Origin of the sequence: Marinococcus halophilus, assembly GCF_900166605.1 — a bacterium.
In the GTDB taxonomy this organism is placed as follows: domain Bacteria; phylum Bacillota; class Bacilli; order Bacillales; family Marinococcaceae; genus Marinococcus; species Marinococcus halophilus.
In genome coordinates this window covers 115,844-129,829 of record NZ_FVZD01000004.1, presented here as the reverse complement: position 1 = coordinate 129,829, position 13,986 = coordinate 115,844, and the positions used below count along the sequence as shown (strand labels likewise).

General features: G+C 49.2%; 12 protein-coding genes. 5 read left to right on the top strand and 7 right to left on the bottom strand.

The window, feature by feature from the left end:
- Positions 1 to 54 precede the first annotated feature (54 nt).
- Genes B5066_RS01780 through B5066_RS01760 form a run of 5 tightly spaced genes read right to left on the bottom strand, consistent with a single transcriptional unit; the run spans position 55 to position 7,032 of the window.
- Complete coding sequence (locus tag B5066_RS01780; protein WP_143745379.1) at positions 55 to 1,854, bottom strand: IucA/IucC family protein; 1,800 nt, start codon at positions 1,852 to 1,854, stop codon at positions 55 to 57.
- A 39-nt stretch (positions 1,855 to 1,893) separates the two neighbouring features.
- Positions 1,894 to 3,210, bottom strand: coding sequence for a SidA/IucD/PvdA family monooxygenase (locus B5066_RS01775; protein ID WP_079474244.1), 1,317 nt, complete (start codon positions 3,208 to 3,210; stop codon positions 1,894 to 1,896).
- Positions 3,200 to 3,790 carry a GNAT family N-acetyltransferase gene (locus tag B5066_RS01770; protein WP_079474243.1) on the bottom strand — a complete coding sequence of 197 codons (591 nt, stop codon included), beginning with the start codon at positions 3,788 to 3,790 and terminating at the stop codon, positions 3,200 to 3,202. The genes B5066_RS01775 and B5066_RS01770 overlap by 11 nt, the downstream gene beginning before the upstream one ends.
- Entirely contained in the window at positions 3,771 to 5,531 is a 1,761-nt protein-coding gene (locus tag B5066_RS01765) for an IucA/IucC family protein (protein WP_143745378.1), read from the bottom strand. Before B5066_RS01765 ends, B5066_RS01770 begins: the two co-directional genes overlap by 20 nt.
- Entirely contained in the window at positions 5,518 to 7,032 is a 1,515-nt protein-coding gene (locus B5066_RS01760; RefSeq protein ID WP_079474242.1) for a pyridoxal phosphate-dependent decarboxylase family protein, read from the bottom strand. The genes B5066_RS01765 and B5066_RS01760 overlap by 14 nt, the downstream gene beginning before the upstream one ends.
- A 319-nt stretch (positions 7,033 to 7,351) precedes the next feature.
- On the opposite strand from B5066_RS01760, the gene B5066_RS01755 reads away from it, so the two are divergent.
- Entirely contained in the window at positions 7,352 to 8,164 is an 813-nt protein-coding gene (locus B5066_RS01755; RefSeq protein ID WP_079474241.1) for a PRC-barrel domain-containing protein, read from the top strand.
- A 122-nt stretch (positions 8,165 to 8,286) separates the two neighbouring features.
- Positions 8,287 to 9,462, top strand: coding sequence for a DUF4317 domain-containing protein (locus B5066_RS01750; RefSeq protein WP_079474240.1), 1,176 nt, complete (start codon positions 8,287 to 8,289; stop codon positions 9,460 to 9,462).
- Positions 9,463 to 9,546: 84 nt separating this feature from the next.
- Here the strand turns inward: B5066_RS01750 and rlmD are convergent, their stop codons facing one another.
- Positions 9,547 to 10,935: a 23S rRNA (uracil(1939)-C(5))-methyltransferase RlmD gene (gene rlmD / locus B5066_RS01745; RefSeq protein WP_079474239.1), complete on the bottom strand. Its 1,389-nt coding sequence runs from the start codon at positions 10,933 to 10,935 to the stop codon at positions 9,547 to 9,549.
- Positions 10,936 to 11,064: 129 nt separating this feature from the next.
- On the opposite strand from rlmD, the gene B5066_RS01740 reads away from it, so the two are divergent.
- Entirely contained in the window at positions 11,065 to 11,562 is a 498-nt protein-coding gene (locus B5066_RS01740; RefSeq protein WP_079474238.1) for a GNAT family N-acetyltransferase, read from the top strand.
- Between the two features lie 14 nt (positions 11,563 to 11,576).
- Positions 11,577 to 12,302 (top strand): potassium channel family protein, encoded by a 726-nt coding sequence (locus tag B5066_RS01735; protein ID WP_079474237.1) that lies wholly within the window; start codon positions 11,577 to 11,579, stop codon positions 12,300 to 12,302.
- On the opposite strand, the gene B5066_RS01730 is transcribed toward B5066_RS01735, so the two are convergent.
- Positions 12,290 to 12,820, bottom strand: coding sequence for a GNAT family N-acetyltransferase (locus tag B5066_RS01730; RefSeq protein ID WP_179124008.1), 531 nt, complete (start codon positions 12,818 to 12,820; stop codon positions 12,290 to 12,292). The genes B5066_RS01735 and B5066_RS01730 overlap by 13 nt on opposite strands.
- 166 nt (positions 12,821 to 12,986) lie before the next feature.
- Here B5066_RS01730 and B5066_RS01725 point away from each other — a divergent pair, with 166 nt between their 5' ends.
- Positions 12,987 to 13,967, top strand: coding sequence for an aldo/keto reductase family protein (locus tag B5066_RS01725; protein WP_079474236.1), 981 nt, complete (start codon positions 12,987 to 12,989; stop codon positions 13,965 to 13,967).
- Positions 13,968 to 13,986: the final 19 nt, after the last annotated feature.

The window sequence follows — 13,986 nt, the reverse complement described above, 5'->3', positions numbered from 1 at the left end:
TAAATGCATACTTATTATATTTTTTCATACAAAAAGCCAGGGAGCTTCCCTGGCTTAAGTGTAAGGTACGCGAACCATATATAGCGCGTTTTCAACGAATCCATGCTCTGAAGCGTGCGGCCGATCACCATCGTCTCCGTACCCGTAATCAAGCATGCGGTTCCGATTCAGGCAAAGCTTCACCATGGCTGGCTGAAAAAGGTTAAAAAGCTGGAAACGTTCAGCAAGCTCCGGAAAACGTTTTTGATACGCTTCAATTGTTTCAACTATCATTTTCCAGAATGTATGCTCTGCAAGTAAGTTTTCCCGGTCAAGCAGATCCGACAGGTAGCGGAAATGGCAGATAAACAGCCCCGTGAAGATAAACTGCACGAGTCCTTCCGGCGGTTCGCAGCGTAAAACCTGTTTCAGCCGGGCCGGCAAGCCTTTGAGCTCCGGCAGCTGCTGATCGCTCACATTTACGTCATCCACAAAGTCTTTCATAATAAGCCGGTGCGGCTTGTAGTTCTTTAACACCACGATCGTATTCTGGCCGTGTGGCGAAAAAACGGTGCCGTATTTATACATGTAATGCAGCAGCGGAGGAAGCACGGCATCAAATAGCTGTTTAATCCAGGCTTCTGTACTTAATCCCGACCGCTCCACGTATTCGAGCACCAGAGGCTTTCCATTCGCATCCTCGTGCAGAAGGGCCGCCAGCGTTACTGGTTTTTCGTCCTCTTCCACAGCCATATAAATACTTTCTCTCCAGACAGCCCCAAGCATTTCTGTATACTGATACGGCACTCCCTGCAGATGGTGAAACGCAGGGTGCGGCACATCGATCGTCTCTGTTTCCCCGAGGAGCCCCACCCTGCACGTATTCCTCAGGAACGAATCCTCGTCTCTGACCGTCTGAATCCACTTCGTCACTTCCGGGGCCGCCATGGTCCGCTCACTGGGAAGCCCCCGGTACACCAGCGTATTCAAAATACTGACCGGAAGCTTTACATGTTTTTTTGTTTTATGCTCTGTATTTACGAACGTGCGGATTGATTGCTGGGGCAGGTACGTATCCTCCGCATAATCCAGTGGAATGATCCATCCTCTGGCAATATACTCAGCGTAAAGCGTCACAATGTGATTGTCCCACTGCCAGGTATGCACCGGCATGTAATAATAGTCCTCCGGCTCTCGCCCAGCCCGGTTGATAAGATCGCTAAAATGCTCCCGTTTGGTTCCACTCAATTCCTCTTCTATTAAACGATGGTAGCCATCAGCGTGTACCGTTTGAAACGAAGCTGCTTCCTGATGGACCGCTATCCAGAACAAACGAACCTCCTGCTTGTGTTCAGGAGCATAAGAAAGGTAATCCTGAAAGCTGAAGCCAATGCGGCCTTTATTGTAAGTGATCCATGGATGCCCGCCCATTTCTCCTTCGAGCTGCAAATAATCCATTTCCGCAAGCTCGGCAGCTGTCGTTTGTTTGTCCAGCAAATGGCAGTCTGCGGTCAGGGTATGATAATATTCTTTCAGTAAATGGCCGGCGGTCTCACTCGAGATTGGTGCCATTTGCTGAAGTTCAAGCAGAAAAGCATCTGCCCGCACAGGTACTTCCATATCGTGTTCTTTTTTTACAATGCTTTCCGGGTACACGTAGACACTGTCAAAAAGCCGCTTGCGTGCAGAAAATGTATAAACCGCTCCAGACGCTTCTACTTGAAGCATTTGAGGGGATCCTTCTTTTACAATCTCTGCTTCTATAATAGCTTCATACAAAAATTCCTGCAGCATCTTCGCTGTTAACCGCTGGTTCGCTTCCTCCCAGTGCCGCTGTTGGACGGCTCCAAAGGATTCAGCCGTATATGGATTCATCTGCTTTCTTCCCTTCTTTTTAAGATTAGGCTTACAGGTTTACGCGAAAACCCCGGTCTTTTCTCTTCTAAATTGCTGAAAAACATTTTTAGAACGGACAGGATAAACTTCCCGATCCGCGATTTGATTAATGATGACCGCATTCCGATGCGCTCCAAGCCCAAGATCCGGAGCTCCAACGCCGTGCGTGTGCATTTCCCCGTTTTGAATAAACACATGATGGTTCTTTTCAGTCTGTACAGCGCGGTACTTTTCATCAATCTGCAGACGCCCGTGATTATCACGCCGCAGGCTTGCTTCAATACCTCTTAAAAACGGCTGCGGAGACGGCTGATAGCCTGTAGCCGCGATTAGTCCTTCCGTTTCTTCGGTGTATTCCATACCGTAGTTAATCTCTTTTAAAAACAGCTTCATTTTGCCGGCCAGCGTTCTCTCCGTGCTCATCACTTCCGTATTTGCCTGCAGAGTGATGTCCTCGCTCTCCCCCCCGATCGTCTGCTCATAAAGCTCATCGTACACCGCAGCAATGGTGTCAGCGCTGATCCCTTTATACAGAAGATCCTGCTTTTGAAGCAGCTGCTCCTTGGTGTAAGAATCAAGGTGGTAGAAATAACTAATATATTCCGGCGAAAAATGCTCCAGCCCGAGCTTGGAATACTCCATCGGGAAAAATCCTGAAGACCTTGTATACCAGTGCAGCCTGTATCCGTACTCAGGCCGCTTCTTCAACAGATCGAGAAAAACTTCAGCGGCGCTCTGGCCGGAGCCTGCCACCGTAATGCTCTTCTTTTGAAGCAGTGCCTTCCTGCGGTACCGGTAATCAGCAGAATGACAGACATCTTCTCCTTTTTCTGCCCAGAGAGGAAGCGACGGTTTTGTGCCCGTGCCCGTCACGATGTGCCGGGCATAGTAGTATTCTGGTGTCTCAGCATTCGAACGCACCGCTTCCACTTTATACAGTCTGCCTTCTTCTAAAAAGGATACATTGGTCACACGCCGGCCAAACCTGCAAGAGGAAAGCTTTTCCGCTGCCCACTGGCAGTAGTCGTTGTATTCAAGACGCGGGATATGGAATTTTTCATAAAAATAAAAAGCATACAGCCGGTCCTTTTCCTGCAAATATTGCAAAAAGGAGTAGGGACTCTTTGGGTCTGCCATCGTGACCAGATCAGCAAGAAAAGGAACCTGCAGGCTGGTGCCATCAAGCAGCATGCCGCCGTGCCACTCAAACACTTCATTTTCATCCAGGAATACGCCCTGGATTTCCGCTACGTTTTCCACAAGCGCTGCCATGCCCAGATTGAATGGGCCAATGCCTATGCCAAGTACATCATATACTTCTGTTTCAGCTCCCACCGGCTGTACCTCCTTCAAATGTCTCCCGTCTGCAAACCATGAGAAGCCCCCGTTTATCCGGCAGGTCTACCGGCTTCACAGACTCAAACCCCGCTTTTTTAAACACATGAATCATTTTGTCGTTGGTGATATCGGGTTCTGCGATAATCCGGGCAGTCCGGGCGTATTGGAACTGCACCGAAAGCATAGCCTTTAAAAGCGGCAGGGCGTAGCCTTTCCCTGTTTCTTCCGGAGGCCCAATCAAAAGATGCACGCCCTGATCTGCCGGTTCCGCCCTGTAATAGGAACCAATTATGTCATCCGCCGCCCAATACACTTCCCAGTAGCTGACGGGGCGCCCGTCGAGCTCTCCGATGTAAAGTGTCTGGTGGGGATCATTTAGCGCCTTGTGCAGATGGGTCCGATACTTACTTTCACCCATATTCAGCTGCCAAAACGGCACCACGTGGGTCTCGTGCATCCAGCCGTGCAGCATGTGAAAGTCGGCCGTTTCATCAACTGCACGGAATTGAATACGTTCACCTTCAGCCCCGTCCGGCTCCCGGTTAAAAATATGAGAATTAGATGGCTGGGCTTTCATGCTGCAAGCACTCCTTTTCGGTCAACGGATTTGAAATAAGAATATAAACGGACTGTTCCGCAAGGGAGCCGACCAATTCATCCATATCAAAAAAGCGGGTCAGCAGATTACCCTTGGAAGGGATTGTTTCTTGTTCAAGAAGGCTTTCAGTTAAAGAGGAACGGCCGAACGCTTTTTCTGCATCTTTAAGCTCCTCGCGGAGTATTCGCAGCAGCTCCGCTTCTTCAATTAATTCTGAAGCTCCGAAGCCGTTAATCAGTCCAAACAAATGGTTGATAAAAAAGTAGTAACGAAAGCGCTCGTCTGCAATATCATCTGCGCATACAGTATCGCTTGAGGCATTCAACTCCGGCACGTACTCTTTTAAGTGTGCTTCCTTCGAGCGTGCAAAATAGTAGCCCTGGTTGTCCCGGTAGTAAAACACCTGCGGATAGCCGCCAGTAAAACGCACAACGGAATTCTGCTGGTGGGCTTCAAGCGCAATGCCATGGGTCATATACAGCCAAAGCATCGGATGCAGGGAGATTGATAAATACCGCCGGAACCAGTCCCGGCTTACTTCGGCAGTGCTCCGGTTCTCTGCCCGGGCAAGGCTTCGGATCAGATTGCCCAGCATACTTCCTTCTCCGTAAGCATCGTGCACCAGCCCTGCGGTCAGTGACACCTGGTCGTCCATAGTTTCCTGAAAAGGGTTTTGCCGGATAATCGTTTCAAAGCCTGTTTCTTCTTCACCTTTAAGGGCGATATATGCCGGATCACGAACAATTTCAAACCCCGGGAAAAATTGTGATGTCTCTTTTCCAATCCTGCTCAGCATCAGCTTTTCCACTTCTACGCCGCGCGCCATTTCCTTTTTTTGGTTGACACGCAGGGAGTTAGTAATCTTCACCGGAATGGAGACTTTCAGCATATACGGTGACTGCTCATGGTAAAGGGTCCGGATCGAGGAAGTCGCTGTAAAGCTCCGGCCGGCCGGGCCAAGATACGCTAATTCTCCTTGCTCTATTTTCCGCTGAATGGAGCCCTTCCGAAGCAGAGCCTCTGCTTGAAGCGGATGCACCGGAAGCAGGGCATAGCCATCATCCAAACGGCAATAGTCCTCTTTAAATAATTCCTCTGTCTCTGGAGCATTTTGGAGCTCGTTTTTTACGATAGCCGCCGCGCTTTCTTTTTCCATCGATGCTTCCTCTATCTGCTCTGATGGCGCCCGGAAGAAATGCAGCTGAAAACGTCCGCCGGTTTCCGGAGAATACAGGTTTCTTTCCTCTTCGCGTTCCATTCCCTGACGGCTTTTAGGGGTCGGGTGCAGTAGATGCCCGAGCAGCAGGGCCTGTTCTGAATCAATGTAACGGGAGATGATTTCTCCCTTTTGCTCTTTGCGTGCTTCCAAAAACCACTCTGTGAGCTCAAAGCTCTGCAGCACCCGCTGCATCATCTCTTCTTCTCCTCCGTTATCACCGTATTCAAGCGAAAGTTCCTTCAAAAGCAAAGCCCCGGCGGTCAGCAAATCAAGCTCAAGGAGGGGGCCGCTTTCCAGGGTTTTATAATAAAGCGGAAAATGAAAGATATGCCGGTGGGTCAACGAGCGGTATTTTACCGGCAGGATCAGTTCAATTTTTTGATGGGACAGCTCCACGCGGCATTCCGCTTCTCCCCAGGCGCCGCTTCCGGTTTCACGCAAATAACAATTGATAAAGCTCTGCATCGAAGCTTCTGCTGCTTTCTGTTTAAAATTCAACACTTTTCCTCCTTCGTAGAAGTTCAATTTCCCGTCCTGCTTCAATGACCGCCTCGATTACATGATCAATATCTTTTTCTGTCGTTAAAGGATTCAGCAGAGTGCATTTTAAAAACTGCCTGCCATCTATTTTTGTTTTGGCAATGACCGCTTCGCCTGAAGCATATAATTGCTGCTGAATTTCTCTATTGATCTCATCCTCTTCGGCTTTTGCAAAGGAATGCTCAGGGTCGTATTTAAACACCACTGCATTCATTTCCGGCTTCATTACCAGGTGCAGCGCTGGCTCATCGTTAATTTTTTCCGCGAGGCACCCGGCCTGTTTTAACCCATGGCCAATCATTTCCGACCATTTTTTCGTGCCAACAGTACGGATCGTCATCAATAATTTAAGTGCATCGAATCGGCGGGTTGTCTGCATCGAATAGTCCACAAGGTTCGTAAAGCCTTGCTCTCTGTCATCCTCCGGATTCAAATACTCCGCCCCATGCCTGATAAAACGAAAACTATCCCGGCTCCTAACCAAAAAGGCCCCGCAGCTGACCGGCTGATAAAATAGTTTATGAAAATCCACCGCCAGGGAATCTGCGTTCTCTATTCCTTCAAGTTTGGCAGTGTGATCACTGCAGAGCGCTAACGCCCCGCCAAACGCTGCGTCCACATGCATCCACAGATTCTCTTTATCTGCCGTATGATAAATATCTTCGAGTGGATCAATGCTTCCAAAATCAGTAGTCCCGGCAGTAGCTACTATAGCAATTGGATGATCACCGGCTTCCCTTGCCTCCTGAATAAAGGCTTCGAGCTTTTCGGTACTCATCTTTTTATGCTCATCTGCCGGCACTCCTATTACTGCCCGTTCTCCCAGGCCAAGCTGAACTGCCGATTTTTTGACTGTAAAGTGTGCTTCCTCTGAACAAAAAATTTTAAATCGTGCTGCTTCCGAAGGAAGGCCATCGGCTTTTACATCATGGGACAATTTCCGTGCGCAGTACTGGTCTCTTGCAAGCAGCAGCCCCATAAAATTCGACTGCGTGCCTCCAGTCGTAAATGTTCCCGCAGCAGCTTGAGGCAGCTGGTACAATTCACACAGCCAATTCACTACTTCTATTTCTACTGCTGTCGCTGCCGGACTTTGATCCCAGGAATCCATCGACTGGTTTAGAGCACTTACAATTACATCTGCGCACACCCCGGACAAAAGCGGCGGACAATGCAGATGCGCCATCGCATGAGGGTGGCTGATGTTTAAAGAGCGTTTCATAATATGCTCCATTACTTCCTTAAGCACACTATCAAATGCATGTTCCTGCTTTATATCTTGAAAGAAATGCTTCATCTGCGACTCTCCTGCTGCGGGCACAGGCCTTTCACTTTCTTTGAAAAATTCCGCTATATAGGCAGACGTCCGGGTTAACATTTCAAGAATTCTGCCCTGATCACCAACGTTGGTTAGAAATTCATTATCAAATGCGGTATGGGACTCTTCCTTCACAACCGGCATATCGTCTCCTCCATTATTTGGTATTTGCAGATAATGAGAATCATTATCAATTAATTCAAAAAAATAAAAGCTCCGTTTCAAGCTCTTATTTACAGTGCATACACTAATTGAAAATGATTATCAAAGTCAATGTCTTTTGGAGAATTGATACAAAGGTTGGCCCTTCCCTTCACGATCTGTTAGGTCTATTCCCCTTCCCCCGCTGAAATCGAGACTTAGTAATCATGTAACTTAAAACAAGCCAGCCTTTAGTTTAAAAACATCCCTCTCAGGCAATAAGCCGGGTATCAGCAATTATTTTCTTCAGGAGGTGCAGTAATTGCTCGTACGCACAAAAGATTTTCAGGCGTTTTGGATTTCAGCTACCAATGAGGAAGCTGTTGGAACGGTTTCTGACGTTTATTTTGATTCCAGAGGCGAATGGAAAGTTAGATTTATCGTTGCTGATACCCGTACGTGGTTTGTGGGCGGAAAAGTTCTGCTCAGTCCCAAACTAATTGACCGGATGGATCTGGCCGGCCAGGCCATTCAGATGAATGCTTCGAAAGACCAGATTAAAGACAGCCCGAAGCCGGACGAACATGAACCTATTTCCCGTTCGTATGAATCTTCAGTGTTAAATTATTACAACCTGGAGCCTTATTGGATCCCAACAGCCGGAAGCACCGGCACCGGACCTGCCATGCCTGTAGGCGGACCGTTTGCCCCGACGGATGACGATGATAATAATGCGCGTCCTGCACGTGACACAGCGGTCACCGGCGCAGAAGAAAATGAAATGGAAGCTGCCCGGAACAAAGAAGACTACTATCTGCAGAGTACGAAGGATCTCCGCGGCTATGATGTCGATGTGAGCGGTGAAAACATCGGCACCATTTCTGACGTTGTTTTTGACACAAACGACTGGAGTGTTCAGTTTATCGAAATCGATACCGCTGGTGCCCTTTCAAGTGACCACTCTCTTGTTCCAGTGGAACGGTTTAATCAGTTCAGTGCTATTGACGAAAGTGCCACTGCCAGTGTGAGCCGCGAAGCTGTAGAACGTTCGCCTGATTACGAATCCTCCATGACGCTGACCGATGACTACGGCGAAGAAATCCGCCGTCACTTCGGCAGCCCATCGAACAGATAAATGCGAGAGTCCCGCTGCTTAAATGCAGCGGGCTTTTTTATACCAGCCGGAACCAGAATCTCTATGATATGTTAAAATTAATAAGCTAATAATTCTTCAAACAGCTCAGGAGTGGACTACCAATGGATAAAAAAGACATTGCCGATCTTCGCAGGCAATTAAAAACAGACAATGACCTGCTAACCATTTCCGACATTTTTAATGTCTACATAATGAAAGAAACAACCGAGGTTTACCACCACCAGAGCCACCCGTTCGAAATGCTCGACAACGACCAGCAGGAGCTGTTTATGGCCAATTTCAAAAAAGTTCTCACCGGGCAGCTCGATGAAAAGCTATTCGAGCTGAAATTTCAGCGGGACATTGAAGACTCCAGCCAGCTCATTCTTCACAAAGGCCTTTTGAGCCGCAATGTTGAAGACTGGAAGGAACAGATGCTTCGCATAACTGAAAAAATGATCGAAGACCATCCGTATGAAAAAGATACCGTTATTACCTTTATCCGTGCCGATTATTTAAAGCCGGCAAAGCAGCGGAACGAGGAGGCAGAAACGAGTGACCGTGATGCGGTGTATTCCAATGCTTTTATTCTCTGCAGTATTAATAAAACAGAAGAGCCGCAAAAAGAAATGCAATTCGACTATATTGAGAAGGAATTCAAATACAAGGTCGAGGCCGATCCAGTTATCGATCTTAAACATCCGCTGGCCGGCTTTTTGTTTCCTGCAATGACCGACGGGGCCGCCGATGTCAATCATGTGCTTTACGCGGCCTCAAAGCCCAATGATCCGGACTACCGGTTCATTGAGGACGTGCTGAACGGCGAAGAGATCATCACGGCCAAAGAAAACAAAACGGTATTCGAGGATATTGTAAGAGACGTGGTCGGCGACCAGGTGAATCCTTCCACGCTTGCGAACGTCTACGGAGAAATTCACCGGGTCGTCGAAGAAAACGAAGAGGATACCTCGCCGACGCTTGACTATAGAGACGTCGAACGGGTACTCCAGCAGAGCGGCGAGCAGGTGGAGACCGATAAAGTAAAAACGGCCTTTCAGCGGGTGACCGATAACGAAACGTACGAGCTGAAAGCAAGCAGCATCGTGCCGAAATACAACTCTAAATCCATTAAAATCAACACGAAAATCGCCAACATCGCCATCAGCCCGCAGGATCTTGAATACGTGAGACAAGTCAATTACCAGGGAAAGCGGTGCATTATGATCGAGATTGAAGAGGACGCAGAGATTGAAGGTTTTAAAATGCTGCCGGAAGCTTTTGGGGAAGATAATCAGTAATAAAACAAGGAAGGCCCCGCCCGGGACCTTCCTTGTTTTTGGTATCCAGTTGAATTGCCGGCGTGCTTTCTGCAGGCTCCCACTTTACTTTTTCACTAATTTCGTGGCTACTTCCACATGCGTCGTCTGCGGGAACATGTCTACCGGCTGGGCCTCGACGACCTCATAGCCGCCTTCCACGAGGTGCTTTAAATCCCGGGCGAGTGTCGCCGGGTTACAGGAAACGTATACGATACGTTCAGGCGCTACCTCAAGCATTGTATCAAGCAGCTGTTCGTCGCAGCCCTTCCGCGGCGGATCCACCACAACGACGTCCGGACGCAGGTCGTTTGCTTTGACCCACCACGGCATCACTTCCTCTGCTTTCCCTGCCGCGAAGGTTACATTATCAAAATGATTCAGCTGGGCGTTGCGCTTGGCATCACTCACGGCCTGCGGCACTACCTCCACGCCGTACACCTGACGGGCTTTTTCTGCGAGGAACAGGGAAATAGTACCGATGCCGCAGTAAGCATCAATAACCGTTTCATGACCGCGCAGGTCCGCATACTCCAGCGCTTTATCGTACAGCGTTTTTGTCTGGACCGGGTTCACCTGGTAAAAGGACCGCGCGGAGATCGCAAACTTCACGCCGCCAATGTGGTCGTAAATGTAGTCTTCGCCCCATAACGTTTTTGTTTTTTCGCCAAAGATCACGTTCGTGCGCTTCGTATTCACGTTTTGAACGATGCTTGCGGTATCCTTTACTTCATTACGCACAGCTTCGATAAAAGCCTGCTCGTCCGGGATTTTCTTTCCGTTTGTGATAACGACAATCATCAGCTGGCCGGTGGTCGGTGCATAACGTGTTACGACGTGGCGGAGAAACCCGCGTCCGCTTTCTTCATCGTAGGCGCTCATGCCAAACCGGCTGGCGATATCCTTTACCTGCTGGACAGCACCGTCGTTTTCTTTCTGCTGAATAATGCACTCATCCATATCAATGATGTTGTGCGTCCGTTTCTGGTAAAATCCTGCTTTCAACCGTCCGTCTTCTTTCACACCGATCGGCACCTGGGCTTTATTGCGGTAGCGCCATGGGTCCTCCATCCCGATTGTATCGCGGACCACTGCTTCGTTGAGGCCACCGATACGTTCGAACGCGTCCTTCACCTGCTTATGCTTATAATGGAGCTGTGCCTCGTAGGTCATATGCTGCAGCTGGCAGCCGCCGCATTTTACGTAGATCGGGCAAGGCGCTTCCGTCCGTTCGCTGCTTTCTTCAAGAACGGTAATCAGCTTTCCAAAGCCATATCCTTTTTTCGTTTTAATCACCTTTGCCTGGATTCGTTCGCCAGGCAGAGCGTAAGGGATAAACAGTGCGTATCCTTCGACTCTCCCTACCCCGTGTCCTTCGTGAGTTAAATCTTCAATTGTAGTCTCTATTAATTCATTTTTTTCTACCGGGGCTTCCGGCTTGTTTTGCTTACTCATTATTTCGTTCCTTCCGTTCATTCTAGTCTGTCAGCAAAATTGTAACACAGGAACGGTTTGGCGTCCGTCTGTTCGCACGCTATAATGTAGGAATACCCGAAGCAAACAGCTTAGAACGGAGAGATACATATGAAGATTCGGCTGATCGAGCCAGCCGACGCCAACGATCACCTGGCGTTTACGCAACAGCTCGATAATGAAACTTCTTATATGCTGATGGAGCCGGGAGAACGCAAGCCAACGGCCAACCAGCATCAGCATATGGTGAACGAGTTTATTATGAAGGACCGCCTTGTGCTTTTTATCGTGGAGGATGCGGGTACAGTTGTTGGACACGCAATGGGCGTTGGGGGCAGCACCATTCGCAACTGCCGGACCGCCTCTGTTGTTATCGGCCTGCTCCCGGCATACCATCGCCTGGGCATTGGAAAACGGCTGCTCCGGCATCTCGAAGCATGGGCCAAAGAGCGCAGGCTCCGCCGCCTGGAGCTGACCGTTATAGAGGACAATACTGGGGCCCGGGCGCTATACGAGCATTTTGGCTTTCAGGAAGAAGGAGTTAAACAGGACTCGCTTTTTGCCCACGGCACGTACGTTAACGAAATCATGATGGCTAAACTGCTGTAGAAGGGGGCAACACTGTGCGTATTTCATTTGAAGCAATTTATGAGCTGATCCTTGCCGCTCTTTTAATGTTTTCATTGACGGTAGATCTGCCGTCGGACCAGGCACGGGCACTCGATATATTTATTTATGTATTATTTGTTATTGACTTTACTGTCCGTTTTTTTGCAAGCGACAACAAATGGAAATACATTAAAAACAACCCGCTGGAGCTGATTGCTATTTTACCGCTCGGGGAAATTTTCCGTGCTGCCCGCCTCGTTCGTCTCTTAAAAGTTCTGCGTTTGATTGTGCTTTTCAGCCGGAAGCACTCTCCGTTTGACGTGTTTTTTTCTAAATACCATATAGACAGGGCTGTCATTATTGTCGGCGTGCTTCTGTTTGCGGCCAGTCTTTCCATGCGCTGGATTGAACCCGATTTTCACACATATGAGGAGGCGCTTTGGTGGGCAATTGTCACCACTACCACAGTCGGGTACGGGGATTTCATTCCTGTGACAACAGCCGGCAGAATTATTGCAAGCATTCTGATGATCGTCGGCATCGGCCTGATCGGTGTTGTAACCGGAACCGTAGCTGCCTTTTTCTCCCGTGACAACCGTACGCTTCCACCCGAAGCCCGGCACGTGCAGGAAACCCTAAACCGCTACCCGAAAATTACCACCAGAGAAATGGATGACATGATTGCTTCAATCGAAAAGTGGAAGGAGCGCTACAAAAAAGAGGAAGATCAATCATCATAATTGTCTTCCTCATCTACGCCGATCACCTGGCTGCGGCGTTCAAGCAGCACCACGTCACGCCAGCGCCCCTGCATCTTGCCGATCCGCTCCCGTATGCCTACTTCACGGAAGCCTTTACGCCGGTGAATCCGCAGGCTGTAGTCATTTTCCGGAAAAATGCCGGCCTGAAGCATCCAGTAGCCCTCCGCTTCCGCTTTTTCAATCAATGCCTCCAACAGCGTGCCGCCTACGCCCCGGCCGCGCTCGTCCTGGTGGATATAGACACTCGTCTCGCCTACACCTTCATATACTTCCCTTCCGGAAATTGGTGCGAGTGCGGCCCAGCCGATTACTTTTTCGGTCGTGCTGTCAATGGCAACGAGCCGGCAGGCCAGGTCGTGCGTTGCTGACCACAGCTCCCACGACGGTGCCTCCGTTTCAAAAGTGGCGTGTTCACTCATAATGCCCATTTCGTATATGTCCCGGACCTCGGGCCAGTGCTCCTTCTGCATTCTCGTTATGTAATAGTCCACCTGCATCCCTCTCTTATCCTGCTTTTTTTCCTAGAATAACATACCTGTTTTTCTTTTGTTTGCTTCAACATTTGTTTCCGGCTTGTTTACAATTCTTTAAACAGAGGAATACCCTTCACGTAACCTGTCTTTTTGCCGCAGCGAATTATACTTATGAAAAGGACGTGTTGGTATGAAATATCGTCGATTGGGCAATTCAGGCTTGAAGGTAAGTGAAATCGGCCTCGGCAGCTGGCTCACCTACGGTTCATCCGTGGAGGACCAGACCGCCGGGAACATTATTCAGCATGCTTATGAAAACGGCATTAATTTCTTTGACACGGCAAACGTCTATAACAGAGGTGAAGCAGAAAAAGTCGTAGGTAAAGCACTCAGCTCCTACAAGCGCGACAGCTACGTGCTCGCTTCAAAGGTGTATTTTCCAATGGGAGATGGCCCGAACGACCGCGGGCTTTCCCGTAAGCATATTATGGAGCAGTGCGATGCGAGCCTCCAGCGGCTGGGAACTGATTATATGGATCTGTACCAATGCCACCGTTATGATCCTGATACTCCTTTAGAAGAAACAATGATGGCCCTTGACGACCTCGTACGCCAGGGGAAAATATTGTATTACGGATTCAGCGAATGGTCCGGCACCCAAATCAGCGATGCAGCCCACGTGGCCGATAAGCGGAATCTTCACCGGCCGGTGTCGAATCAGCCAATCTACAATATGCTCGTGCGCTACATTGAAAAAGAAGTCCTTCCAATCAGCGAACGGGAAGGACTCGGCCAGGTCGTCTTCTCCCCTCTCGCCCAGGGCATCTTAACCGGCAAGTACCGTCCGGGGGAACAGCCTCCTTCCGACAGCCGGGCTGCTAATTCAGATATTAATTTTGCGATGGAACGCTTCATGGACGACCGCATTCTTGAAAATGTCGTGAAACTGGAGGATTTGGCCCGTAACGAACTCGGCGTTAAGCTTTCCCAGCTTGCTCTTGCCTGGATTCTCCGAAAACCGGGCGTAAGCTCTACCATCGTCGGGGCGAGCCGTCCCGAACAGCTTGACGAGAATTTAAAAGCGGCAGAGCTTGAGCTTTCAGACAGCCTGCTTGACGAAATTGACAGCACCCTGCAGGAGATCGAACACGTTACCTCAGGCCTTCATTAAAACAATCCCCGCCGGCACC

Bases quoted from the DNA above. Each gene is read 5' to 3' on its own strand.
- B5066_RS01780 (WP_143745379.1), bottom strand. From the start codon at position 1,854: ATGAATCCATATACGGCTGAATCCTTTGGAGCCGTCCAACAGCGGCAC.
- B5066_RS01770 (WP_079474243.1), bottom strand. From the start codon at position 3,790: ATGAAAGCCCAGCCATCTAATTCTCATATTTTTAACCGGGAGCCGGAC.
- B5066_RS01760 (WP_079474242.1), bottom strand. From the start codon at position 7,032: ATGCCGGTTGTGAAGGAAGAGTCCCATACCGCATTTGATAATGAATTT.
- B5066_RS01750 (WP_079474240.1), top strand. From the start codon at position 8,287: ATGGATAAAAAAGACATTGCCGATCTTCGCAGGCAATTAAAAACAGAC.
- rlmD (WP_079474239.1), bottom strand. From the start codon at position 10,935: ATGAGTAAGCAAAACAAGCCGGAAGCCCCGGTAGAAAAAAATGAATTA.
- B5066_RS01740 (WP_079474238.1), top strand. From the start codon at position 11,065: ATGAAGATTCGGCTGATCGAGCCAGCCGACGCCAACGATCACCTGGCG.
- B5066_RS01730 (WP_179124008.1), bottom strand. From the start codon at position 12,820: ATGCAGGTGGACTATTACATAACGAGAATGCAGAAGGAGCACTGGCCC.
- B5066_RS01725 (WP_079474236.1), top strand. From the start codon at position 12,987: ATGAAATATCGTCGATTGGGCAATTCAGGCTTGAAGGTAAGTGAAATC.